This window comes from Streptomyces corynorhini, from assembly GCF_003346515.1.
GTDB classification, from domain to species: domain Bacteria; phylum Actinomycetota; class Actinomycetes; order Streptomycetales; family Streptomycetaceae; genus Streptomyces; species Streptomyces corynorhini.
This window is the reverse complement of sequence record NZ_QQNA01000094.1, coordinates 1-22,078: the sequence shown is the minus strand read 5'-3', so window position 1 is coordinate 22,078 and position 22,078 is coordinate 1. Positions and strand designations below refer to the sequence as shown.

At 71.7% G+C, this 22,078-nt stretch carries 18 protein-coding genes, 3 pseudogenes and 1 riboswitch; of the genes and pseudogenes, 13 read left to right on the top strand and 8 right to left on the bottom strand.

Features of this window, described 5'->3' with window-relative positions; translation table 11 throughout:
* Positions 1-71: 71 nt before the first annotated feature.
* On the top strand, positions 72-935 hold the full coding sequence (locus DVH02_RS13355; RefSeq protein WP_233518205.1) for an endo alpha-1,4 polygalactosaminidase: 864 nt from the start codon (positions 72-74) through the stop codon (positions 933-935).
* A gap of 59 nt (positions 936-994) precedes the next feature.
* Here DVH02_RS13355 and DVH02_RS13350 read toward each other — a convergent pair whose 3' ends face one another.
* The 4 genes from DVH02_RS13350 to DVH02_RS13335 form a co-directional block, all read right to left on the bottom strand.
* Positions 995-2,131: a DUF5954 family protein gene (locus tag DVH02_RS13350; protein WP_114624040.1), complete on the bottom strand. Its 1,137-nt coding sequence runs from the start codon at positions 2,129-2,131 to the stop codon at positions 995-997.
* A gap of 141 nt (positions 2,132-2,272) precedes the next feature.
* The gene (locus tag DVH02_RS13345) at positions 2,273-2,698 is read right to left on the bottom strand and encodes a hypothetical protein (protein WP_114624012.1); all 426 of its coding nucleotides are present in this window, start codon (positions 2,696-2,698) and stop codon (positions 2,273-2,275) included.
* 53 nt (positions 2,699-2,751) lie between these two features.
* Positions 2,752-3,477 carry an HAD family hydrolase gene (locus DVH02_RS13340; RefSeq protein WP_114624011.1) on the bottom strand — a complete coding sequence of 242 codons (726 nt, stop codon included), beginning with the start codon at positions 3,475-3,477 and terminating at the stop codon, positions 2,752-2,754.
* Positions 3,478-3,709: 232 nt separating this feature from the next.
* Entirely contained in the window at positions 3,710-4,720 is a 1,011-nt protein-coding gene (locus DVH02_RS13335) for a ScbA/BarX family gamma-butyrolactone biosynthesis protein (protein ID WP_114624010.1), read from the bottom strand.
* A 126-nt stretch (positions 4,721-4,846) separates the two neighbouring features.
* On the opposite strand from DVH02_RS13335, the gene DVH02_RS13330 reads away from it, so the two are divergent.
* A complete protein-coding gene (locus tag DVH02_RS13330) occupies positions 4,847-5,542 on the top strand; it encodes a ScbR family autoregulator-binding transcription factor (RefSeq protein WP_114624039.1) in 696 nt (231 codons plus the stop codon).
* Positions 5,543-5,696: 154 nt separating this feature from the next.
* Here the strand turns inward: DVH02_RS13330 and DVH02_RS13325 are convergent.
* Positions 5,697-5,927, bottom strand: a pseudogene (locus tag DVH02_RS13325) (LacI family DNA-binding transcriptional regulator); the annotation flags it as partial.
* A 321-nt stretch (positions 5,928-6,248) separates the two neighbouring features.
* On the opposite strand from DVH02_RS13325, the gene DVH02_RS13320 reads away from it, so the two are divergent.
* Together DVH02_RS13320 and DVH02_RS13315 are read left to right on the top strand one after the other, a co-directional pair.
* Complete coding sequence (locus DVH02_RS13320) at positions 6,249-7,271, top strand: Gfo/Idh/MocA family protein (RefSeq protein WP_114624009.1); 1,023 nt, start codon at positions 6,249-6,251, stop codon at positions 7,269-7,271.
* A 270-nt stretch (positions 7,272-7,541) separates the two neighbouring features.
* Positions 7,542-8,465: a nitrilase-related carbon-nitrogen hydrolase gene (locus tag DVH02_RS13315; RefSeq protein WP_114624008.1), complete on the top strand. Its 924-nt coding sequence runs from the start codon at positions 7,542-7,544 to the stop codon at positions 8,463-8,465.
* 51 nt (positions 8,466-8,516) lie between these two features.
* Here the strand turns inward: DVH02_RS13315 and DVH02_RS13310 are convergent, their stop codons facing one another.
* Complete coding sequence (locus tag DVH02_RS13310) at positions 8,517-9,332, bottom strand: transglycosylase SLT domain-containing protein (protein WP_114624007.1); 816 nt, start codon at positions 9,330-9,332, stop codon at positions 8,517-8,519.
* A 2-nt stretch (positions 9,333-9,334) separates the two neighbouring features.
* Positions 9,335-9,524: riboswitch (cyclic di-AMP (ydaO/yuaA leader) on the bottom strand.
* A gap of 583 nt (positions 9,525-10,107) precedes the next feature.
* Positions 10,108-10,599 carry an AMP-binding protein gene (locus DVH02_RS13305; RefSeq protein WP_233518204.1) on the bottom strand — a complete coding sequence of 164 codons (492 nt, stop codon included), beginning with the start codon at positions 10,597-10,599 and terminating at the stop codon, positions 10,108-10,110.
* Between the two features lie 489 nt (positions 10,600-11,088).
* Between DVH02_RS13305 and DVH02_RS13300 the strand changes: the two genes are divergently transcribed.
* The 9 genes and pseudogenes from DVH02_RS13300 to DVH02_RS36085 form a co-directional block, all read left to right on the top strand.
* A complete protein-coding gene (locus DVH02_RS13300) occupies positions 11,089-12,081 on the top strand; it encodes a substrate-binding domain-containing protein (RefSeq protein ID WP_199566269.1) in 993 nt (330 codons plus the stop codon).
* A gap of 68 nt (positions 12,082-12,149) precedes the next feature.
* Positions 12,150-13,256 (top strand): galactitol-1-phosphate 5-dehydrogenase, encoded by a 1,107-nt coding sequence (locus DVH02_RS13295; RefSeq protein WP_199566268.1) that lies wholly within the window; start codon positions 12,150-12,152, stop codon positions 13,254-13,256.
* A gap of 25 nt (positions 13,257-13,281) precedes the next feature.
* Complete coding sequence (locus tag DVH02_RS13290) at positions 13,282-14,817, top strand: FGGY-family carbohydrate kinase (protein WP_114624005.1); 1,536 nt, start codon at positions 13,282-13,284, stop codon at positions 14,815-14,817.
* A gap of 27 nt (positions 14,818-14,844) precedes the next feature.
* Entirely contained in the window at positions 14,845-15,810 is a 966-nt protein-coding gene (locus DVH02_RS13285) for a sugar-binding transcriptional regulator (protein ID WP_114624004.1), read from the top strand.
* A gap of 35 nt (positions 15,811-15,845) precedes the next feature.
* A complete protein-coding gene (locus DVH02_RS13280) occupies positions 15,846-17,432 on the top strand; it encodes a sugar ABC transporter ATP-binding protein (protein WP_114624003.1) in 1,587 nt (528 codons plus the stop codon).
* Positions 17,429-18,448 (top strand): ABC transporter permease, encoded by a 1,020-nt coding sequence (locus DVH02_RS13275; protein ID WP_114624002.1) that lies wholly within the window; start codon positions 17,429-17,431, stop codon positions 18,446-18,448. Before DVH02_RS13280 ends, DVH02_RS13275 begins: the two co-directional genes overlap by 4 nt.
* Before the next feature lie 46 nt (positions 18,449-18,494).
* Positions 18,495-19,427: a deoxyribose-phosphate aldolase gene (gene deoC, locus DVH02_RS13270; RefSeq protein WP_114624037.1), complete on the top strand. Its 933-nt coding sequence runs from the start codon at positions 18,495-18,497 to the stop codon at positions 19,425-19,427.
* A 16-nt stretch (positions 19,428-19,443) separates the two neighbouring features.
* Positions 19,444-20,904, top strand: coding sequence for an aldehyde dehydrogenase family protein (locus DVH02_RS13265; protein WP_114624001.1), 1,461 nt, complete (start codon positions 19,444-19,446; stop codon positions 20,902-20,904).
* A 76-nt stretch (positions 20,905-20,980) separates the two neighbouring features.
* A pseudogene (locus tag DVH02_RS36085) lies at positions 20,981-21,805 on the top strand (aldehyde dehydrogenase family protein); the annotation flags it as partial.
* A gap of 96 nt (positions 21,806-21,901) precedes the next feature.
* On the opposite strand, the pseudogene DVH02_RS37110 reads toward DVH02_RS36085, so the two are convergent.
* A pseudogene (locus tag DVH02_RS37110) lies at positions 21,902-22,060 on the bottom strand (aldehyde dehydrogenase family protein); the annotation flags it as partial.
* Between the last annotated feature and the right edge of the window lie 18 nt (positions 22,061-22,078).

The following is a 22,078-nucleotide window of genomic DNA, read 5'->3' as shown; positions in this document are numbered from 1 at the left end:
AGGTCGGGCGGGCGGCGGACGCGATGGGAAACTTGACGCGTCCGCCGCCCCTCCGACGTCAAGGCGCCACCGTGCCGTTCCGCTCCGCCACCCGTACACCGGTGGCACCCCTGCTGCTCGCCCTCGCGCTCGCCCTCGCGCTCGCCCTGTCCGGGTGCGCGGAATCCGGCGCCCCCGAGGGCGCCCCCGCGACGAAGAGCCCGGCCGACTCCGACCGCCAGGTTCGGCAGCTGCCCGATCAGCCGTTCGACTACCAGCTCGGCGGCGCCTACCCCCCGCCCGAGGGGGTGCGTACGGTCGTCCGCGACCGGACGGCCGCCCCCGAGCCCGGCGCCTACAACATCTGCTACGTCAACGCGTACCAGACACAGCCGGACGAGGTGGGATGGTGGCGGAAGAACCATCCCGATCTGCTGCTGCGCGACGCCGACGGCGATCTGGTCGTCGACGAGGACTGGCAGGAACCGCTGCTGGACATCTCCACCGCCGGTCACCGTGAGCGGCTGGCCCGTATCGTCGGCGGCTGGTTCGACGGCTGCGCGAAGAAGGGGTTCGACGGGCTCGACTCGGACAACCTGGACTCGTATCTGCGCTCGGACGGCCTCCTCGACCGGAAGCAGGCGTCGGCCTTCGCCGAGCTGCTGGTGGCGCGGGCACACCGGGCCGGGCTGGCGATCGGCCAGAAGAACGCGGCGGACATGGCCCCCGTGGGCCACCGGCTGGGATTCGACTTCGCGATCGCGGAGGAGTGTGCGCGGTACGAGGAGTGCGCGGCCTACGCGGACGCCTACGACGACAAGGTGCTGGTGATCGAGTACCGCGGGGCGGATCTCACCGCGGCGTGCCGGGAGTGGGGCGAGCGGCTGCCGATCGTCCTGCGGGACCGTGATCTCGTACCGGCGGGGCGCTCCGGCCATGTGAACGAGCGCTGCTGACCCCCTCGCCAGGAACGGTCCCCCCGGGGTGCGCCGCGGGCGGGCCCCGGGGGTCCGGCTCAGGAGTCGCCGTCCGACGGCCCGCGCGCCGCCCGCAGCGCGTCGCGGCGTCGCTGCTCCTCGTCGAAGAGGTCGTTGAACCGCTGCGCCCCGGGGGGAAGTTCGGCGCAGTCGGCTCCGTCGTCGTCCTCGGAGATCAGCCCCTGTGCGAGCTGCTGCTGGTGCTGCACCATCACCGGCGGCTCGGGGTCGTGGTCGGAGGGGCGCGGCCCCTCCGGGCCGTCGGGGCCGATGCGGACCAGGCGTTCGACCCGGGCGACTCTGAAGCGGCGCCCCTCGACGGTCAGTTCGTCGCAGCGCTCGGCGTCGAGCCGGTCCGCCGCCGCCGAGTAGGGCGCGCGTTCGGCCGGGCCGAGCCGGCCCTTCCAGGGGATCATCACGCGCAACTTCATGGCCAGGGAGTCCCGCGCGTTCTGCGGGGTGACGGCGATCACGGTGGACTGGGGCCGCCAGTGCCCGCCGCCGTACTCGGTCGTCATGAACGAGGGCGGCAGCAGCACCCCTCCGGGATGCGTGTGCGCCGCGGTCAGCGCGTCCGCGCGTACGTCCTGCGGGACCGTGCCGGCCTTCGGCATCAGGGAGAGGAGTTCGACCTTCAGGATGCCCTCGGACATGCCCGTGGCGATGACCGGATCGAAGACGAACCCGGCGGCGGGGTCGGGGGCCCGGTGCGACTCGCCGGCCACCATGGGGTCCGGGTCGGTGGGGCGCGGCGGCTCGGGCCCGTCGGGGCCCGACCGTACGAAGCACTCCGCCCGCACCACCCGGTAGCGCGTGCCGAGCACGGTCATCTCGTCGGTCGTCTCCCACTCGGTGCGCTCCGCCGCGCTCATGCACTCCTGGTACGCGGACTCGTCACCGGCGCGCCTGCGCTCCTGGGCCAGCAGCCGGAACCGCGCACCCATGCTGTCGCGGGAGTCCTGCGGAGCCAGTCCGGAGAACGGCGAGACCAGCTCCCAGCCGCCCGCCTCGCGCTCCCGTACCACGCCGAAGACCGGACCACCCGCCGAAAGGATGTCCGGATACGCTTCGCGCGCCTGCCACGCCGCCACATCCGCCACCGCCTCGACCGGGCCGTCCGGGCCTGTCACCCGGATCGTGCGGTACGCGGGCACGTTCTCACCATGCTCAGCCATGCGCACCAGCATGCCCATGTGGACGGGGCGCACGGGGTGAATCGGCGGAAACAACAGCCGACCGCGTGACATGACCGCGTACTCGTACACACGTGTGAAATCGAAGCGGCTTCCGGGGCGCCGTGCCGGTCGCCGGGCGGGCTATCCCGGGCGCCGGGGCCAGCGGGGAAGCCTGAGCCCCCGGCGCCGCCGTTGGGGGAGCGCGGGTCCCGCGCCCCGGTAGGGCAGGCCCGTGCCCTCACCGCCCGTGCCCTCGGGGCCGGTTGCGGTGTCGGCGGGAGGGTGCAGCCCCTCCTTGTCGTAACGGGCGGTGGCGATGGTCTGCACCAGCTGTTCCTCGGTGAACTCCTCGGAGCCGCGTACATGCGGAACGAATCCGACCAGGACGCCGTCCTGTACGACCTCGGCGCGCAGCCCCATCACCGCGTCGATGTCCCAGATCGCCTCACCGCCGCCGATGAGCACGATCTGCACCCCGCACTGGTAGACGCCCAGATGGGCCAGGTGCGCCAGCACGCCCCGGGCACGCAGCGACGAGACGAGACGGCCGGCGCGTTCCTCATCCATCCGTGGCCATCTCCCTGCGCGGCGGCATTGGGGCTGATATGTCCTTCAGGGATTCATGGTAGGCCGATTTCCTGTACGGGCGCGCTTCCGCGCGACAACTGCGCGGGCACCCGGGTGTCCGCCCAGCCGCGCACCTCCGGCTCGTCCAGCGAGCGGACCCACAGGTCCACCAGGGCCACGGTCCGGTCGCCCGGCCAGGGGCCGACGCCCATGATGCGCATCCCCGCGCGCTCGGCGGCCTGGATGCCGACGTGGGAGTCCTCGACCGCGAGGGTCTCGGCGGGCTCGGCGCCGCAGAGCCGGGCGGCCGCGAGGTAGACGTCGGGGTGGGGTTTGGGCCTGATGGCGCCGTCCGGCACCACGACATGGCCGAAGTGGCGGAGCAGACCCGCGGTGCCGAGGCAGGATTCGACGACCTCCCTCGGGCAGTTGCTGGCGACCGCCAGCGGGGCGAACCGGGCGGCGTCCTCGACGAGTTCACGGGCGCCGGGCATGGTGACCGGGTTGTCGTCGACCAGCGCGCGGAAGTGCGCGAGCAGCCTGCCGGTCATCTCCTCGCCGAGTTCGGGCCGGCCGGCCTCCGTCGCCATGAGCAGACCGCATTCCGAGTAGTGCAGGCCCTTGGCGCGCTCGGCGAAACCGGGCGCGGGAGTGAATCCGTACTCCCGCAACGCGTGAATACGGGCGTCCTGCCAGTGGATTTCGGTGTCCATGAGAGTGCCGTCACAGTCGAAGACGATGGCGGCGGGGGTCCAGGAAAGGATGCGTTGAGCTGTCATCCGGTTCTTTTCCATTCGGGGAAAGCCCTGATCGCGGCAGCGCTGGCCGCCGCACCGGTGCGAAACACCGCGGGCGCGTCTGTGGTCACCCGCGGACATGCGGGTGGGATTCCAGGCGGGCACCGGCCTCTACGGAGAGCCTGTCGGGCGACCGCCGAAGAACATAACGATCACTACGCTAGGGAGCATCACTCAGGGCAGTCAAGCGATTGCCATTAGTGTCCCTATGTGTTTATTGGTAGCGCAGCGCGCCGAATGCCTTCTGTTCACCGCCCTGCAGAAAGCGGAAGACGCAGGTCGTGTGGTGCGGCACGCACAGAACTCGGGCGGGGGGCGCGTATTCGATGAAGCGCGCGGTTTTCAGCCGACCGGCGGTAGGCCGCATCAGCCTTCCCCCGCTTGCGAGGGCCGCCGCCTGCCGGGCCGCCTCCAGAACGATCATGCCGGGCAGGTGATCGGTGGCGTGATCGAAGAAGTAGGGGTGTCTCGGGTCGGCGGGTTCCACCAGGAGGGTGGCGCCGTCGGCCGCGATCATGACATCGTGCGCGCCGTTCACCCCGAGCCGGTGGGCCGCGGGCCGCACCGGCCGGGGTGCCGGGGCCGGCGCGCGCGGAGTCTCCCGCGCCGGCTCGCCGGTCCGCGCGCCCCCCGCCCGTACGGCGGCGTACCGCTCCGCGTCCAGGAACCGCGAGCCGCCGCCGGCCCGCGCGAAGACCACGCCACCGGCCCGGAAGGAGACCTGGAGCCGCAACCCGGTGACCTCGCCGCCCGGACCCCGGCGCACCCCGCCGACCAGCACACGACAGTCGACTCTGGTGGCGCCCGAGCGGGCCACGGGCTCGCCGCGCGGATCGGTCTCGAAGTACAGATCGGTGATCACCAGCCGGTCCGAGGGCGCCACCCCGAAGTACCGGAGGGGTACGTAGATGCCGAGCTGCCGCAGCGTCTCGACGATCATCAGCGGGCTGTGCAGATCGGCGCCGTCACGCGGGAATGTCGGATGCGACCGGGGCCAGGACGCCGCGGCCTCGAACCCGCCGCCCCGGGCCCGCCGTACGTCGGTCAGCAGCACCTCGGCCACGGAGTCGCGGTGGACCAGTTCGCGCGGGACGGTGCGCGACCAGGACAGCGGACGGACCCGGGCCGACCGGCCGCGCGGCCCGCCGTCCGGGGGCGTGTCACCCGCGGGTGTGCCACTCGCGGACACGCCGCCGACCGCTACACCATCCACCGATGCGTTCATACGATAAGCACAACTCAATTCACCCGACTGCGCACCCCAGCCCGGTTCGGCCAAAAGCGCTACATTGCGTGCTGTCAGTTAACGGAACGGCGATCCGGAGTACACGTGCAGGTGCGAGCGGCGCAGATGCGGGCGAAGGCGACGCGGAGGTTTCTGCTGGAGTCGGCGGCACGCCTGTTCGATGAAAGAGGCTATGCGGGCACCAGTATCAGCGATATCAGCGCACGGTCGGGACGCACCAGCGGAGCCATCTACTTCCATTACGCCAGCAAGGAGAATCTCGCCCTGGCCATTGTCGAGGAGCACTTCGCCACCTGGCCGAAGCTGATCGGCCGGTACGGATCCGCCGATCTGCCGGCGCTGGAGAAGATGGTCGCACTCAGTTTCGATGTGGCGCGGGCTTTCCGCGACGATGTCGTCACCCGTGCCGGAGCCAGGCTCTGGGCGGAGCGCGCCGCCATCGACGCCACTCTTCCCCGCCCCTTTGTCGGCTGGCTGGAGACGATTACCGAATTGCTCGAAGAGGCCCGCGCGGAAGGCCAGCTCGCCCCGGGCGTGCCGCCGGACGTGGCCGCGTACGGACTGGTGTGCGCCTTCTTCGGACTGCACACGGTCTCGGACGCCCTGGAGGGCCGCAGCCATATCGAGGAGGGGCTCCACGACCTCTGGCTCCTCCACCTCAACGCGCTCCAGCCGAACCCAGAACCGGAGGCGCTGCTGGCCCGGGTGCACGCGTACTGCGACCGGGAGGGCCCTCTGGGCCCGGCCGCCGCCCGGCCGGTCACCGCGCAGCAGGCCGCCACCGCGCAGCCCGTCGGCTGACGCGGCGGGCGCGCGTACCGTCCCCTGGCGGGGGATCTCCTCGCGGACCGCCCCCTCGGGGGACGATCTCCTCGCGGACGTACGCCCCCGGCCGTGCCTGCCGTCCGTCCGGCGGCGCCGAACTCGTGCCCCGCACCACCAGTTTGGGGTCGAGGACGGCCTCGACGATGTCGGTCTCGAAGAGCTGATGGAGCGTCAGCATGACTCCGAGGGTGCGGCTGCGGCCCGGGGCGAGCAGCCTGGCGGCGCTGTCGGGGCGGTACCCCGGCTCGTCGGCCGCGCGCAGCACGCGCCGCCGCGTCTCCTCGGCGGGTCCTGGCTGGTTGCGGAACACCAGGGAGACGAGGGCACGGGAGACTCCGACCCGCCGCGCGACGTCGGCCATCGTCGGGCGCCGCTTGCCGGGTGACTCCGCCACCGAGGCCCCCTCCCCTTCCGTGACTCGTCCTTGACTCGCCCATGAACCCTGGTGCCGCTCCCCGGAGAAGAGGCCGTAACCACACATTGACAGGACATATGGACGTGGACGATCGTACTGACAACTGGAGCGCGCCAATAGAGCGCGTCAGTTGAGCGCGTCAGTTGTTGGAGGTCCCCACACATGGCAGCCCTTGACGTCCTGACCAGGGGACGCGGCGGGCTCGACACCCACCCCACCGACCCTGTCTCCTCCCCCAACTGAGCCGCTCCGAAAGGGAGATCCCTCATGACTGTCCGCATTGGTGTGATCGGCACCGGCATGATCGGCCAGGACCACATCCGCCGACTGACCCATGTCGTCACCGGCACCCGGGTCACCGCCGTGTTCGACATCGACTCCGCCCGCGCCGAGGAGGTCGCCGCGTCGGTCGGCGCCCGCGCGCTGCCCAGCGGCGCCGAGGTCATCGGCGCGGCGGACGTCGACGCCGTCGTCGTCACCTCCTGGGGCCCGACCCACGCCGAGCACGTCCTCGGCGCCATCGCCGCGGGCAAGCCGGTCTTCTGCGAGAAGCCGCTGGCCACCACCGCCGAGGACTGTCTCAGGATCATCGAGGCGGAGACGGCCCATGGCACCCGGCTCGTCCAGGTCGGCTTCATGCGCCGGTACGACTCCGGCTACCGGGAGATGAGGAAGGTCATCGAGTCGGGCGGGATCGGCGAGCCGCTCATGGTGCACTGCGCCCACCGCAACGCGACGGCCCCCGCCTCCTACACCTCGGCGATGGCCGCGCAGGACACCGCCGTCCACGAGATCGACGTGCTGCGCTGGCTGCTGGACGACGAGATCCGCTCCGTACAGGTGCTGCGTCCGCGCCCGACCCGCAAGCGGCACGAGCACCTCCAGGACCCGCAGATCATGCTCATGGAGACCGCAGAGGGGGTCAGGATCGACCTGGAGGTCTTCGTCAACTGCCAGTACGGGTACGACATCCAGTGCGAGACCGTGGGCGAGGAGGGGCTGGTACGGCTGCCCGACCCGGCGGCCGTCGCGGTCCGCGGCCGTGGCCGCGACTCCACCGCGGTGCTCCAGGACTGGAAGGGCCGCTTCGAGAACGCCTTCGACACCGAGTTCCGCGAGTGGGCCGGGTCCGTGGCGAGCGGCACCGAGCCCACCGGGCCCTCGGCCTGGGACGGCTACGCCGCGACCGTCATCACGGACGCGCTCGTGGAATCCATGGAGTCCGGCGCGACCGTAGGGATCGAAGCCCTGGAGAAACGCCCCGCCTTCTATGGAGGAGCAGAGCGATGAGGATCGCCCTCGCCCCGTACCCGCTGCGCGCCCTGCCCAGCGGGGAGAGGGCGCGCACCGTCGCCGACCTGGGTTGTTCGTAGATCGGATTGTCCCCGCGCGACGCCTTCCGCGTCTTCGCCCGGGAGGAACGGGCGCGGTCCGGGTCGCACGGCCGGGGAGCCGTCGGCGTTCCTGCCGGTACGCGTGCCGAAGGAACTGGTCAGCTGAGACACTCACCACCGGATACCCGGTGGTACGGCGAGCCGGGGCGCTCCGTACGGTCGCCGCATGACGCATCTGACAGCGGCCGTCGTCCAGGCGGGCTCCCGGCTCTTCGACACACCCGGCGATCTCGGCAGGGCCCGGGACCTGATCCGCGAGGCGGCCGGCCGGGGAGCGGAGGTCATCGTGCTGCCCGAGGCGTTCCTCGGCGGCTATCCGAAGGGGCTGGACTTCGGTGTGACCGTCGGCAGCCGCACCGCGGAGGGGCGGGAGCTGTTCCGCCGCTACGCCGAGTCGGCCATCACGGTGCCCGGCCCTGAGACGGCGGAGCTGGGCGCGCTCACGCGTGAGCTGGGCTGCCACGCGGTGGTGGGCGCCGTGGAGCGCCGTGGTTCGACGCTGCACTGTGTCGCGCTGTTCTTCGGCCCCGAGGGGTTCCTCACCCACCACCGCAAGCTGATGCCGACCGCGGCGGAGCGGGTGATCTGGGGCACCGGTGACGGCTCCACGATGCCGGTGGTGGACACGGGCCGCGCCCGGCTGGGCGCGGCCATCTGCTGGGAGAACTACATGCCGCTGTTCCGCGCGGCGATGTACGCCAAGGGCGTCGACCTCTGGTGCGCGCCGACCGTGGACGACCGGGAGAACTGGCAGGCCACCATGTGCCACGTGGCCCTGGAGGGCCGCTGCTTCGTGCTGAGCGCCAACCAGTACCTGCGCCGCGCGGACCTTCCGGCCGACGTCCACCCCGTACAGGGCGACGCGCCGGACACCGTGCTGATCGGCGGCGGCAGCACCATCGTCTCCCCGCTGGGCGAGGTCCTGGCGGGACCGCTCAGGGACGGCGAGGGGATCCTCACGGCCGAACTCGACCTGGGCGATCTCGCCCGGGGCCGGTTCGACCTGGATGTGACCGGGCACTACGCCCGGCCCGACATCTTCACCCTGGAGGTGGACGAGACCGCCCGTGACGTGCGGTTCGCGGGATAACGCCTTCAGGGGTGACGCCGGGCCGGGCTCCGGCCGGACCTGCGGGAACCGTCAGTACGGGCCGTTGACGTTGTCGATCGAGCCGTACCTGGCGGCGGCGTAGTTGCACGCGGCGGTGATGTTGGCGACCGGGTCGTAGCTGTTCGTCGAGGTACCGGGCACGTGGTACGCCTGGAACGTGGGGTCGATGACCTGGAGGAGCCCCTTGGAGGGGGTGCCGGCGACCGCGTTGGAGTCCCAGTTGTTGATGGCCGCCGGGTTGCCGGAGGACTCGCGCATGATGTTGCGGTGGATCCCGTCGTAGGAGCCCGGGATCCCGCGCGCGGCCATGATGTCCAGCGACTCGCGGATCCAGCCGTCCAGGTTGTCGGAGTACGTCTTCAGCGCGGCGGGCTCGGCGTCGGCGACGGTCTGGGCGGCGATGGCGGTGCTCTTCCCGGTGCTGCTCTTCGCCGTGCTGCTCTTCGCGGTGCTGCTCTTCGCGGTGGCCGACTTGGTCGGCTTGGCCGCCTTCGTGGCGGACCCGAGGACCAGCTTCTGGCCGGGGAAGATCCGGGACGGGTCGCCACCGATGGCGCGCCGGTTGTCCTGGTAGAGCTTCTTCCAGCCGCCGGTCACGGAGTGCGCCTTCGCGATCTTGGACAGCGAGTCACCGGCGACGACGGAGTACGTCAGGGGGGCCTGGCGAGCGGCACCGGCGGTCGATGCCGACGCCCCGGCGGTGGCGTACCCGGCGGAGGGCGCCGCCTGGGCGGTGGTGGCCGCCAGCAGCGGGAGCGCGAGTACGGCGCCTCCCGCGCTCACGGCGACGACACCCCGGGCGAGCGGGCCGGTTCTGGGGCGGCGGTGCTTGGCCTTTGCGGACATGACGCGTTCCTCTCCGTCGCCTGCGAGGTGAGCTGTCGGGTTCGGGCAGGAGATGCCCGGTCGCGAGAAAAGACGACTTCACCCCAAGCCGGTCCAACCACTGGACCGGCGGCTTACCTGGGTCCCCCGCTCCTGCCGTACGTGTGTAGGTGTGGGTTTCCGGGCAGCGGCAGGATTCGGCGTTCTGTCCGGAGTGACGAGAACGTAAGCGAGAAGTCCCGGGGGAGACAAGCCCAGAATTCACAACGCGATGCGAGGGGTCATTGCAGCCGGGAAGATCGAAATTCATCTTCGGCCTCGGGGCGCCTCAACTCTCCTTTCCTGTGAGCCAGGTGAAGGAGAGAGCGCGAACCCTGAGCGATCTCCTGGGTGACGCATGTCACGCCTGCGGGCGCAACCTTGATCGCACAACACCACACAGAGGACGACAAGATGCCCGAATATCCCCATATCGACGCAAGGGTCAATAGGTATCAAAGCGCCCATATAACCGACAGGCACCCCACCCCGCGCACGGACGTCCCGTAGACGGTTTCCGGGCGGCGGGCCGTCGGAATTCAAGGCCCGATCCATGCCGGATACCTGTCGGATACCTGTTGGATCTATTTTGCCGAAGGAAAGATCGGCAACGCCGGAAAATCCATGGTGACGAATCGTCAATCGGAGAATTTCCGTTGATGCCGCGTCAGATATGCGGCGTCGGGTGCGAGAAGAGAGCGACCAGTTCGCGTTTCAGTACCTTGCCGCTGGGGCCGAGCGGGAATGTCTCGACGAACTACACCCGACGCGGGTACTTGTACGCGGCGACCCGCTCCTTGCACCAGGCCACGCTCGCCGCGGCGAGCGCCGGATCCGGCTCCGTGCCGGGCCGGGTACGCACGACCGCGCAGACCTCCTCCCCGTACACCTCGTCCGGGACTCCGATGCAGCGGCAGCCGAAGACCTCCTCGAACTCCTCCAGGACCGCGACCGGCAGCGCGGAACCGTGGGCGATCTCCTCGGCGCGCAACAACCCGTGCACCGGCACCGCGACGGCGCCGAGTGCGAGGACTCCGTAGTACACCATCGGGAAATGCGGTGTGTTGGGGAGCGGCAGCGCGATCCGGTCGCCGGGGCGCGTGCCGCGTTCCCGCAGGGCGGCGGCGTACTGGCGGGTGGCGTACCACAGTTCGGCGTAGCCGATCCGCCGGGACGCGTGCACGAGCGCGGTGTGTCCTGGGCGGCGCAGCGCGGACTCGGCGAGTACGGAGGCCAGTGTGGGACTCATGCCGCCCCGGTGGTCCGTGCGGCCAGCGACTGCTTGTCGGGCTTGCCCGCCCCGGTGAGCGGCAGGTCGTCGTGGAGGGTGAGTACGGCGGGACGCGCTTCGGCGACAGGACGGCGGCCACGTGGGCGGCGAGCCCGTCGGCGTCGGTGGTGGCGCCGGCCTTGAGCACCGCGGCGGCGTGCATGTGTTCCACCCGGTCCCGCAGCACATGAGCGCTCCCCCAGCGGGCCCGGCCACCGGCCGGGCCCGCTTTCGTGCGCGTGGCCAAAAACGCCCTCCGTGAGCCCCTTCCCGGGCTCTCCCGCAGGCTCTCCCGCGCACCTCTTTCGCGGGCGCACGCCCGATCCGGCCGCGTCACAGCGCGCGTCCGGCGGATCACGGCTGGTCAGCGGGGTCTGTGCTCATGAGAGCAAAAAAATCCACATGTGTTGCCGGGAGGTTAATTCCGGACCTACTGTCCCTCGCCAAGGACCACATCTGGAGGCCCACATGCGTATGAAGCGCATCTTCGGGATCTTTGTCGCGACATCCACACTCGCGTCGCTGGCCGCCTGCTCCGTCTCCACCACCCCCGGTGGCTCGGACAGCGGCGGCAAGAAGTCCAGCGGCACCCTGTCCATCGGCTTCAGCCAGGCGACTCAGCAGTCGCCCTTCTACGTACAGCTGCGCACCGGGGCCGAGCAGGCGGCCAAGAAGGCCGGGGCCAAGCTCAACTTCGCGGACGCCGGAGACGACGTCACGAAACAGAACAACGACATCCAGGACCTGATCACCCGCGGTGTCGACGTCCTGCTGATCAACCCCGTCGACCCCAAGGGCGTCAAGGCGGGCCTGGCCGCGGCCAAGGCCGCCGGCATCCCGGTGGTGACCGTCGACCGCCCGGTCCCCTCCGGCGCCGCCTCCCATGTCGGCCGCGACAACAAGGAGATGGGCCGGCTCGTCGGCGCGGAGGTCGCCAAGGCGCTCGGCGCTTCGGGCGGCAAGGTCATCGAGATCAAGGGCGACGCGGGCGGCGCGGTGGCCCGCGACCGCAGCGCCGGGTTCCACGAGGCCGTGGCCGCCAACAAGAAGATCAAGATCGTGGCGGGCCCCTACTGCGACTACATCCGCTCCAAGGCCGTCACCGCCATGCAGGACCTCCTCCAGACGAACCCCGACGTCAAGGCCGTCTACGCGCACAACGACGACATGGCCCTCGGCGCGCTCCAGGTGCTCAAGGAGAACAACCGCACCGACGTCAAGGTCGCCGGGGTCGACGGGCTGATGGAGGCCGTGAAGTCCATCGCGGCCGACGGTCCCTACCTCGCCACCGCGCTCAACGACCCGATCTCCCTGGGTGCCACCGCCGTGAGCACCGCGCTGGACGTCCAGGCGGGCAAGAAGGTCGCCGCCTCCGTCGACGCCGGAACCGGGCTCATCGACCGCGCCGACGCCGACACGTACACCGGCTCCACCACCTTCGCCCTCGCGGGCAAGGAATGACACCGCACCCCACCCCGCGAGCCGGATCCGACCGTGCGCCCGGCCCCGTCCGAGAAAGCGATACGAACATGCCGCAGACCATGCGAGCCGCCCTGCTGCACGCCCCGGGCGACATCCGCGTCGAGGAGGTTCCCGTACCGGAGCCCGCACCCCGCGAAGCGCTCGTGCGCGTCGCGGCCTGCGGGGTCTGCGGTTCGGACATACCCCGGATGCTGCGGCCGGGCGGCGCCTACCACCTCCCGCTGATCTGCGGCCACGAGTTCTCCGGCCATGTGGTGGCGCTCGGCGCGGAACTCGCCGCGGCCGGCACGGTCAAGGAGGGCGACCTCGTCGCCGTGCCGCCGCTGATCCCGTGCCGCCGCTGCGCGCCCTGCTCCCAGGGGCACTTCAGCCTCTGCGAGGACTACGACTACTTCGGCAGCCGACGGGCCGGCGCGTACGCCGAGTACGTCACCGTCCCCGAGGGCAACCTGATGGTCCTGCCCGCGGACCTCGACCCGCGCGCCGCCGCCATGCTCGACCCGGCCGCCATCGCCCTGCACGCCATCTGGCGCACCAAGCTGCGCACCGGCCACCGGGTCGCCGTCGTCGGCGCGGGCCCGATCGGCCTGTTCGCCGTCCAGTGGGCGCGGCTGGCCGGAGCGAGCGAGGTGCTCTCCATCGACGTGAGCGAGCAGAAGGCGGCGATGGCTCTGGAGGCCGGCGCCACCCACACCGCCACCACTCCCGAGCGGGCCACCGAACTCGCGGGCCCCGGATACGACGTGATCATCGAGTCCGCCGGGGTACCGGCCACCGCCGACCAGGCGGTCAGGCTCGCCGCCCGGCACGGGCAGGCCGTCTTCATCGGCATCCCGCACGACCCGGTCGTCCTGCCCAAGGCCACGTTCAGCAACTTCCTGCGCCGGGAGGTCACCCTGCACGGCGCCTGGAACTCCTTCTCGGCGCCCTTCCCGGGCGACGAGTGGCGCACCGCCGCCCGCGCGATGGGCGACGGTAGCCTCCGCTGGAAGTTCATGATCACTCACGAACTGGGGCTGGACGACGTGTCCTCGACCCTGCACCAGCTCGGCGAGCGGTCCATCTTCAGCTCCAAGGTCCTCTTCCTCCCGAACGGGACCCTCCCGAACGGGACTCCGCCGAACGGGACCCTGCCGAACGGAGACCGTCCGTGACCACCTCGCCGAACGGAGACCGTCCATGACCGCGCTCCTCGCCATCGACCTGGGGACCGAGAGCGCCCGCGTCGCCGTCTACAGCGCGGACGGCGAAGCGCTCGGGGTCAGCCAGAGCGGCTACCCGACCTCGTTCCCGCACCCCGGCCGGGCCGAGCAGAACCCGGAGGACTGGTGGCGCGCCGTGGTCACCGCGACCCGCGCCGCGCTCGCCGAGGCGGGCTCGCCCCCGGTGGCCGGTGTCGCCGTCGCCACCACCGCCTCGACGGTCGCCGTACTCGACGGCGCGGGCCGGCCGCTGCGTCCCGCGCTGCTCTGGATGGACAGCCGGGCCAGCGCCGAGTCCGAGCTGACGGGGCGCTCCGCCCACCCGGTCCTGCGCTACGCGGGCGGCTCCGACGCGGTCGAGTGGCTGGTGCCCAAGGCCATGTGGCTGGCCCGCCACGAGCCCGGCGTCTACCGGGCGGCCCGCCACATCACCGAAGCCGTCGACTATCTCGTGTGGCGGCTGACCGGCGAGTGGACCGGCTCGCGGATGAACGCCGTGTGCAAGTGGAACTACGATCCGCGCGGCGGCGGGCTGCCCGACGACCTGTACGCCGAGTTCGGCGTGCCCGATCTGCGGGACAAGCTGCCCGGCCGGATCGTCCCGGTGGGCGACCCGGTGGCGCCCGTGGGGGCGGCGGCCCGCGACGAACTCGGTATCACCGGCGGGGCCGTGGTGTGCGCCGGAGGCATCGACGCCCATCTCTCGCTGCTCGCCGTGGGCGGCGCGCGGCCGGGCCGGGTGTCGGTTGTCTCCGGCACGTCGACCGCGTTCGTCACCGAGATCGACGAGCCCGTGTTCCCGCCGACCGTCTGGGGCCCCTATCCGGACGCCCTGAACACCGGGCGGTGGCTGGTGGAGGGCGGTCAGGTCACCTCGGGGTCCGTGCTGACCTGGGCCGGAGAGCAGCTGCTCGGCAGGGACAGGTCCCAGTTGCCGGAGCTGATCGAGGAGGCGTCGGCGCTGGCGCCGTGCGCCCACGGGCTGATGGTCCTGGACTACTTCATGGGCAACCGCACCCCGCTGCGTGATCCGCGGCTGCGGGGCGCCGTCCTCGGGCTGACCCTGGGCAGCAGCCCGGCGCAGGTGTACCGGGCCGCGGTCGAGGGCGTCGCCTACGGCACCCGGCAGGTGCTCGAATCGTTCGTCGACGGCGGGATCGCCGTGGACGAGGTGTTCGTCTCGGGCGGTATCAGGCACAACCCGCTCTGGCTGCGGACCACCGCCGATGTCCTGGGCCGCCCGCTGCGGCTGGTCGGCGAGGACAATCTGACGCTGCGCGCGTGCGCGGTCGCCGCCGCCGCGGGCTCAGGCCAGGCCGCCTCGCTGGCCGAGGCCGCCGCGGGCTTCGCGCCGCGTGTGCGGATCGTGGAGCCCGACCCCACCCACCGCGACGCCCTGGAACGCGGCTACGCGGACTACCGCGCCGCCACCGAGGCCACCCGGGAGATCGCCCACCGGCTCAGCGCGCCGGACCGCTGGCCGGACCGTACGCCGGAGCGGCAGCCGGTCTGACCCGGGCACACGGACAAGGAGGTCCGGATGACCAACATCGAGGACGAGGCCCTGCTGTACCAGGTCGCCTCCCTGTACTACGAGCAGAACAGGACGCAGGAGCAGATCGGCGAGGAGCTGCACTTCACCCGCTGGAAGGTCGGCCGGCTGCTGGCCGAGGCCCGGCAGGCCGGGATCGTACGGATCGAGGTCGTCCACCCCAAGGCGCGGATGCGCGGCCTGGAGGACCGGCTGCGGGACGCCTTCGGGCTGCGCGACGCCGTCGTGGTCGCCGCCGACCGGGGCGACGACGAGGAGCGGCTGCGCGCCCGGGTCGCCGAGGCGGGGGCCGACTACCTCGCCCGGCTCCAGCCCGTACCCCGGCAGTTGGGCGTCTCCTGGGGCCGTACGCTGGACCTGCTCGCCGCCCGGCTCCACCCGGGGTGGGCGGCCGGGGTGCACGTCGTGCAGATCAACGGCGGGCTCAGCCGCTCCCGTACCCCCACCTCGGCGCAGGACATGGCGGGGCGGATCGCCCACCTCGCGCAGGGCACGCTCAGTGTGCTGCCCGTGCCGTCCATCGTGGAGCAGGAGGCCACGCGCCGGCTCCTCGAAGAGGACAGCGCCGTCGCCGATGTCCTGGCCCAGGCCGCGTCGGCGGACACGGTCCTGTTCAGTCCCGGCGGCATAGGGGCCGACTCCGTGCTGGTGGACTCCGGCTATCTGACGGCCGAGGACCTGGCGGGGCTGGCCGACGCCGGCGCGGTCGGCGATGTCGCGGGCCGGTTCATCGACGCGCGCGGCGCGATCGTGGACCGTGCGCTGGACGACCGCACCCTGGGCCTTCCGCTGGACCATCTGCGGCACAGCGCCGTGTCGGTGGCCGTCGTCTCCGGCGCCGCCAAACACGCGGTGTGCGCGGCGGTGGTCTCCAGTGGGCTGTGCAACACCCTCGTCACCGACCATCACACCGCGTCCCATCTGCTCAACCCGCCCTCGCGCGAGGAGCGATGAGCACGCGGAGCCCGGACATCCGGGAAGGAGGAGCCATGAGCCATCAAGGTACCGGCGGCGCGACACCGCGGCTGTCGATGCGCGGCATCGTCAAGCGTTTCCCCGGCACCCTCGCCAACGACGGCGCCGAACTGGTCGTGCACGCCGGGGAGACCCACTGTCTGCTCGGGGAGAACGGCGCGGGCAAGAGCACCCTGATGAAGATCCTCGCCGGTTCCTACCGGCCGGACGAGGGCGAGATCCTGCTCGACGGCGAACCGGTCGAACTGACCAGCCCGCAGGCGGGGATGGCCGCCGGTATCGCCGTGATCTACCAGGAGCTGGACCTCATACCGGATATGACGGTTGCTCAGAACCTGCTGCTCGGACACGCGCCCGCCCACGGTCCCTTCGTACGCCGCAAGGAGCGCGCCGAGCTGGCCCGTGCCGCCGTGGCCAGGGTCGGCGGCGAGTTCTCCGTCCACACTCCCGTACGCGATCTGCCGATCGCCGCGCAGCAGTTGACCGCCATCGCCAAGGCGCTGACCGCCGACGCGCGGGTCATCGTGATGGACGAGCCGTCGGCCACCCTCGGCGAGAGCGATCTGCGCAAGGTGTTCGAGGTGATCCGCTCGCTCACCGCGCAGGGCCGTTCCGTCATCTACATCTCGCACCGGCTCGACGAGGTCATGGAGATCGGTGACCGGGCCACGGTGATGCGCGACGGCCGGTCGGTCGCCGTGCGGGATCTGGCCACCACCACGGCCGACGAGCTGGTCGCCGACATGATCGGTACGACGGGGAAGCTCACCGGAACCACCGAACGGCCCCGCCCGCAGGGGCCGCCGCTGCTGGAGATCGGCTCCGTACGCAGTCCCGGGCTGATCGACGTCGCCGGGATCGAGGTGCGGGCCGGGGAGATCGTGGGGCTCGCGGGTCTCGGCGGCGCCGGGCGCACCACCCTGCTCAAGGCGCTGTTCGGGGACACCGGGGCGAGTGTCTCGGTCACCCTGGACGGCGAGGCCGTACGGCTGCGCAGCCCCGCCGCCGCCGTACGGGCCGGGCTGGCCCTGGTACCGGAGAGCCGCAAGGAACAGGGGCTGATGCCGGGTCTTTCGGTGGGCCGCAACGCCGCCGTCACCGCGCTCGGCAGGCCGCCCTGGCTGGCACCGCGCACGCTCGGCCGACGGCTGTCGGCACCGGTACTCGCCGACCTCGGGGTGCGGTTCTCCTCGGCGGACCAGCCCGTCGGCAAGCTGTCGGGCGGCAATCAGCAGAAGGTCGTCCTGGCCAAGTGGATCACCAAGGGCTCCGTCCGGGTCCTGCTGCTCGACGAACCCACGCGCGGGCTCGATGTCGGGGCCAAGGCCGATCTCTACCGCCAGGTGCGCCACCTCGCCGATCAGGGCGTGGCCGTCCTCCTCGCCAGCAGTGAGCTGGGCGAGCTGACCGCCAACGCCGACCGGATCTGGGTGCTGCACGAGGGCCGCAACGTGGCCTGCTTCGACCCCCGTACCACCGACGAGACCACCATCGCGCACACCGTCATCACCGGCGCGGTCCCGGCCGGGACGCGACCGGCCGAGGTGACGGCGACCGGCGCGACATCCACCGGAGCGACACCCCCTGGAGCACCCTCATGAGCACACCCACCACGGCGGCCGAGCCGACACCGGCCACCGACGACCGCGGCCCGGGGGCCGGATCCACCCGCCGGCGCGGCGCCGACCTCGTCGTCAAATTCAATCTGGTGCTGGTCTTCCTGGCGCTGTGCGTCGTCGCGACGCTGCTGGCACCGGAGTTCCTGACCACCCGCAACATGTCCAACCTGCTCCAGCAGTCCGCGCTGACCGGGATCGTCGCCGTCGGCATGACGCTGGTCATCCTCACCGCCGGGATCGATCTGTCGGTGGGAAGTGTGGCCGCCTTCGGCGGAATGACCGTCGCACTGCTGATCGACAAGGACATCAACTTCCTGCTGGCGATCGCCGCCAGCCTCGCCGCCGGCGCGCTGTTCGGCGCCGTCATGGGCGGGCTCTCCGCCTACCTGTCGCTGCCCGCGTTCATGACGACACTCGCCGGGCTCACCGCCATTCGCGGTCTGACGTATCTGCTCACCGACGGCGAGCCGGCCGGCGGCGACCTCCCGCACACCTTCCAGCTGCTGGGCGGCGGATTCATCGGCTACGTGCCGATCGTCGGCCTGATCTTCGTCGCCGTCGCCCTCGCCGCCGGGCTGCTCCTGCGGGGCACCACCTTCGGCGAGTACATCTACGCCGTCGGCAGCAACAAGGAGGCCGCCAGGCTCTCCGGTCTGCCGGTGCGCGGTGTGATCACCGCGGTGTTCGCGATCTCCGGGGCGCTCTCCGCGCTGGCCGGGGTGCTGCTCACCTCGCGGCTGACCATCGGCCAGCCCACCGCGTTCAGCGGGCTCGAACTCGACGCCATCGCCGCCGTCGTCCTCGGCGGGACCAACCTCTTCGGCGGCCGCGGCGGAGTGATGGGCACGTTCGTCGCCGTCCTGCTGCTGTCGGTCCTGCGCAACCTGTGCAATCTGATGGGCCTCGGATCGTTCTTCCAGATGGTCGTCACCGGACTGATCCTCGTGATCGCGCTCATCCTCAACATGCTGATCGAGAAGCGGGGTTCCCGTGCCTGACACCGACACCGACACTGACACCGTCGCGGCCGCCGCCCCGGCCGGGATCGCCACCGGCAACGCCGCGCTGCGGGCCTTCCTGCACGGTCTGCCCGGCGTCGACGAGGCCGGGGTGCACGCCCGGGTGGCCGACCTGGCGACCCGCTCGGTCAAGACCACCGCCAAGGCCCACGCCATCGATCTCGCGATCCGGATGGTCGACCTGACCACCCTGGAGGGCGCCGACACCCCCGGCAAGGTACGGGCGCTGGCCGCGAAGGCCCTGCTGCCCGATCCCGCCGACCGCGGTGTGCCGCCGGTGGCCGCCGTCTGCGTCTACCCCGACCTCGTCCCCGTCGCCGTACACGCCCTGCGGGGCAGCTCTGTCGGCGTCGCGTCGGTGGCGACGTCCTTCCCGGCGGGCCGCGCCCCGCTGGAGGCCCGGCTCCTCGACACCCGCGCCGCCGTCGCCGACGGGGCCACCGAGATCGACATGGTGATCGACCGGGGCGCGTTCCTGGCCGGTGACTACCGCAAGGTGTACGAGGAGATCGTCGCCGTCAAAGAGGTCTGTGCCCGCCCGGACGGCGAGCCCGCCCATCTGAAGGTGATCCTCGAAACCGGCGAACTGGCGGGCTACGACGACGTACGCCGCGCCTCCTGGCTCGCCATGCACGCAGGCGCCGACTTCATCAAGACCTCCACCGGCAAGGTCGCCCCGGCCGCCACGCCCGCCGTCACCCTGGTCATGCTCCAGGCCGTACGGGACTTCCGCGCCGCGACCGGGCGGCAGGTCGGCGTCAAGCCGGCCGGTGGCATCCGTACCACCAAGGACGCTCTGCGCAACCTCGTGCTGGTCAACGAGACCGCCGGGCCCGACTGGCTCGACCCGCGCTGGTTCCGTATCGGCGCCTCCAGCCTCCTCAACGACCTGCTGATGCAGCGGGCGAAGCTGACGACCGGCACCTACCCCGGTCCCGACTACTACTCCGCGGACTGAAAGGGACCAGGCACCCATGTCACCGACCACAGGCCCCGCCCCCGGCGGCCTCGTCTACGCGCCCGCGCCCGAGTCACGGGCGGCGGTGCGGCTGAAGTCCGCGTACGGACTCTTCGTCGACGGCGAGTTCACCGAACCCGGCGGACAGACCCTGACCACCGTCAACCCCGCCGACGAGCGACCGCTCGCCGAGGTGACCTCGGCCACCGAGGCGGAGCTGGACCGCGCGGTCGCGGCGGCCCGGCGCGCCTTCGAAGGAGTGTGGTCACGCACCAGCCCCTCGGAGCGGGGCAAGTACCTCTACCGGATCAGCCGGATCATCCAGGACCGCGCCCGTGAGCTGGCCGTGCTGGAATCCCTCGACAACGGCAAGCCCATCAAGGAGACCCGGGACGTCGACATCCCGCTGGCCGCCGCCCACTTCTTCTACTACGCGGGCTGGGCCGACAAACTGCCCTTCGCCGTGCCGGGCGCCCCCGCGCCCCGGCCGCTCGGTGTGGCCGCGCAGGTCATCCCGTGGAACTTCCCGCTGCTCATGCTGGCCTGGAAGATAGCCCCGGCCCTGGCCGCCGGGAACACGGTGGTCCTCAAACCCGCCGAGACCACCCCGCTGACCGCCCTGGTCTTCGCGGAGATCTGCCAGGAGGCGGAACTGCCGCCGGGCGTCGTCAACATCGTCACCGGCGCGGGCGACACCGGACGCGCCCTGGTCGCCCACCCCGGAGTGGACAAGGTGGCGTTCACCGGCTCCACCGGCGTCGGCCGGGAGATCGCCCGTACGGTCGCGGGCACCGCCAAGCGCGTCACCCTCGAACTCGGCGGCAAGGGCGCCAACATCGTCTACGCGGACGCGGCGCTCGACCAGGCGGTGGAAGGGATCGTCACCGGGATCTTCTTCAACCAGGGACACGTGTGCTGCGCCGGGTCGCGGCTCCTCGTCCAGGAGTCCGTCGCCGAGGAGGTCGTCGAGCGCCTGAAGGAACGGGTGTCCCGGCTGCGGCTCGGCGATCCGCTGGACAAGAACACCGACATCGGCGCCATCAACTCCGCCGCCCAGCTGGCCCGGATCCAGGACCTCGCGCGGGCGGGGCGCGACGAGGGCGGCGAGGAGTGGTCACCGGCCTGCGAACTGCCCGCACGCGGCTACTGGTTCGCGCCGACCGTCTTCACCGGCATCACCCAGGCACACCGGATCGCACGCGAGGAGATCTTCGGCCCGGTGCTCTCCGTACTGACGTTCCGCACGCCCGAGGAGGCCGTCGAGAAGGCGAACAACACACCGTACGGGCTGTCCGCCGGTGTCTGGACGGAGAAGGGCAGCCGGATGCTGTGGACCGCGAACCGGCTGCGCGCCGGGGTGATCTGGTCCAACACCTTCAACAAATTCGATCCCGCCAGCCCCTTCGGCGGCTACCGCGAGTCCGGTTACGGGCGCGAAGGCGGACGGCACGGACTGGAGGCTTACCTCAATGGCTGAACCGGCCACCACCCCCGACCGGGCGCCCGCGCGCCCTTCCCCGCCCGCACACACTCCCGTCCCCGCGCGGCTGCCGGTGCTCAAGACGTACAAGCTCTACGTGGGAGGCGCCTTCCCGCGTTCCGAGTCGGGCAGGAGCATCCCCGTGACCTCAGCCGACGGCGCCCACCTGGCCCACGCCGCGCTCGCCTCCCGCAAGGACGCCAGGGACGCGGTGGTCGCGGCCCGCGCCGCGTTCGGTCCGTGGGCGGCCCGCAGCGCGTACAACCGGGGCCAGATCCTCTACCGGATCGCCGAGATGATGGAGGGCCGCCGCGACCACTTCGTCCGCGCGACCGTGGACGCGCGGGGCGTCGCGCCGTCGCGGGCGCAGGACATCGTCTCGGCCGCCATCGACCGCTGGATCTACTACGCGGGCTGGACCGACAAGATCGCCCAGGTCCTGGGCACGGGGAACCCGGTCTCGGGTCCGTACGACAACAACTCGGCCCCCGAACCCACCGGCGTCGTCGCCGTCCTCGCCCCGCAGGACGCCCCGCTGCTCGGCCTGGTCGCGGTCCTCGCCCCGGTGATCGCGGCGGGCAACACGGCGGTGGTGGTGGCGAGCGAACGCGCCCCGCTGCCCGCCGTCGTCCTCGCCGAGGCGCTGGCCACCTCCGACCTGCCCGGCGGCGTCGTCAACATCCTCACCGGCCGCACGGCCGACCTGGCCCCCACACTCGCCGCGCACGCCGACGTCAACGCCGTCGACCTGGCCGGGGCGGGCGACCTGGCGACCGCACTGGAAACGGCGGCGGCGGCCACCCTGACCCGCGTACTGCGCCCGGACCCCCGCCCGGACTGGGAGACGCTGCCGGGCCTCGCCCGGATCACCCCGTTCCTGGAGACGAAGACGGTCTGGCAGGCCGCCGCAGTCCGGGCGGGGGTCCGGGCGCAGTACGCGGGTCAGGGTGGCCGCCGCCGCCGTTTCCAGTGCGGTCGCCAGGTCGCCCGCCCCGGCCAGGTCGACGGCGTTGACGTCGGCGTGCGCGGCGAGTGTGGGGGCCAGGTCGGCCGTGCGGCCGGTGAGGATGTTGACGACGCCGCCGGGCAGGTCGGAGGTGGCCAGCGCCTCGGCGAGGACGACGGCGGGCAGCGGGGCGCGTTCGCTCGCCACCACCACCGCCGTGTTGCC

Excerpts from the sequence above, each read along its gene's own strand:
- DVH02_RS13265 (WP_114624001.1), top strand. The coding sequence starts at position 19,444 with ATGTCACCGACCACAGGCCCCGCCCCCGGCGGCCTCGTCTACGCGCCC.
- DVH02_RS13340 (WP_114624011.1), bottom strand. The coding sequence starts at position 3,477 with ATGACAGCTCAACGCATCCTTTCCTGGACCCCCGCCGCCATCGTCTTC.
- DVH02_RS13345 (WP_114624012.1), bottom strand. The coding sequence starts at position 2,698 with ATGGATGAGGAACGCGCCGGCCGTCTCGTCTCGTCGCTGCGTGCCCGG.
- DVH02_RS13305 (WP_233518204.1), bottom strand. The coding sequence starts at position 10,599 with ATGAGTCCCACACTGGCCTCCGTACTCGCCGAGTCCGCGCTGCGCCGC.
- DVH02_RS13300 (WP_199566269.1), top strand. The coding sequence starts at position 11,089 with ATGCGTATGAAGCGCATCTTCGGGATCTTTGTCGCGACATCCACACTC.
- DVH02_RS13330 (WP_114624039.1), top strand. The coding sequence starts at position 4,847 with ATGCGGGCGAAGGCGACGCGGAGGTTTCTGCTGGAGTCGGCGGCACGC.
- DVH02_RS13285 (WP_114624004.1), top strand. The coding sequence starts at position 14,845 with ATGACCAACATCGAGGACGAGGCCCTGCTGTACCAGGTCGCCTCCCTG.
- DVH02_RS13290 (WP_114624005.1), top strand. The coding sequence starts at position 13,282 with ATGACCGCGCTCCTCGCCATCGACCTGGGGACCGAGAGCGCCCGCGTC.
- DVH02_RS13295 (WP_199566268.1), top strand. The coding sequence starts at position 12,150 with ATGCCGCAGACCATGCGAGCCGCCCTGCTGCACGCCCCGGGCGACATC.
- DVH02_RS13275 (WP_114624002.1), top strand. The coding sequence starts at position 17,429 with ATGAGCACACCCACCACGGCGGCCGAGCCGACACCGGCCACCGACGAC.
- DVH02_RS13280 (WP_114624003.1), top strand. The coding sequence starts at position 15,846 with ATGAGCCATCAAGGTACCGGCGGCGCGACACCGCGGCTGTCGATGCGC.
- DVH02_RS13310 (WP_114624007.1), bottom strand. The coding sequence starts at position 9,332 with ATGTCCGCAAAGGCCAAGCACCGCCGCCCCAGAACCGGCCCGCTCGCC.
- DVH02_RS13350 (WP_114624040.1), bottom strand. The coding sequence starts at position 2,131 with ATGGCTGAGCATGGTGAGAACGTGCCCGCGTACCGCACGATCCGGGTG.
- DVH02_RS13320 (WP_114624009.1), top strand. The coding sequence starts at position 6,249 with ATGACTGTCCGCATTGGTGTGATCGGCACCGGCATGATCGGCCAGGAC.
- DVH02_RS13315 (WP_114624008.1), top strand. The coding sequence starts at position 7,542 with ATGACGCATCTGACAGCGGCCGTCGTCCAGGCGGGCTCCCGGCTCTTC.
- DVH02_RS13335 (WP_114624010.1), bottom strand. The coding sequence starts at position 4,720 with ATGAACGCATCGGTGGATGGTGTAGCGGTCGGCGGCGTGTCCGCGAGT.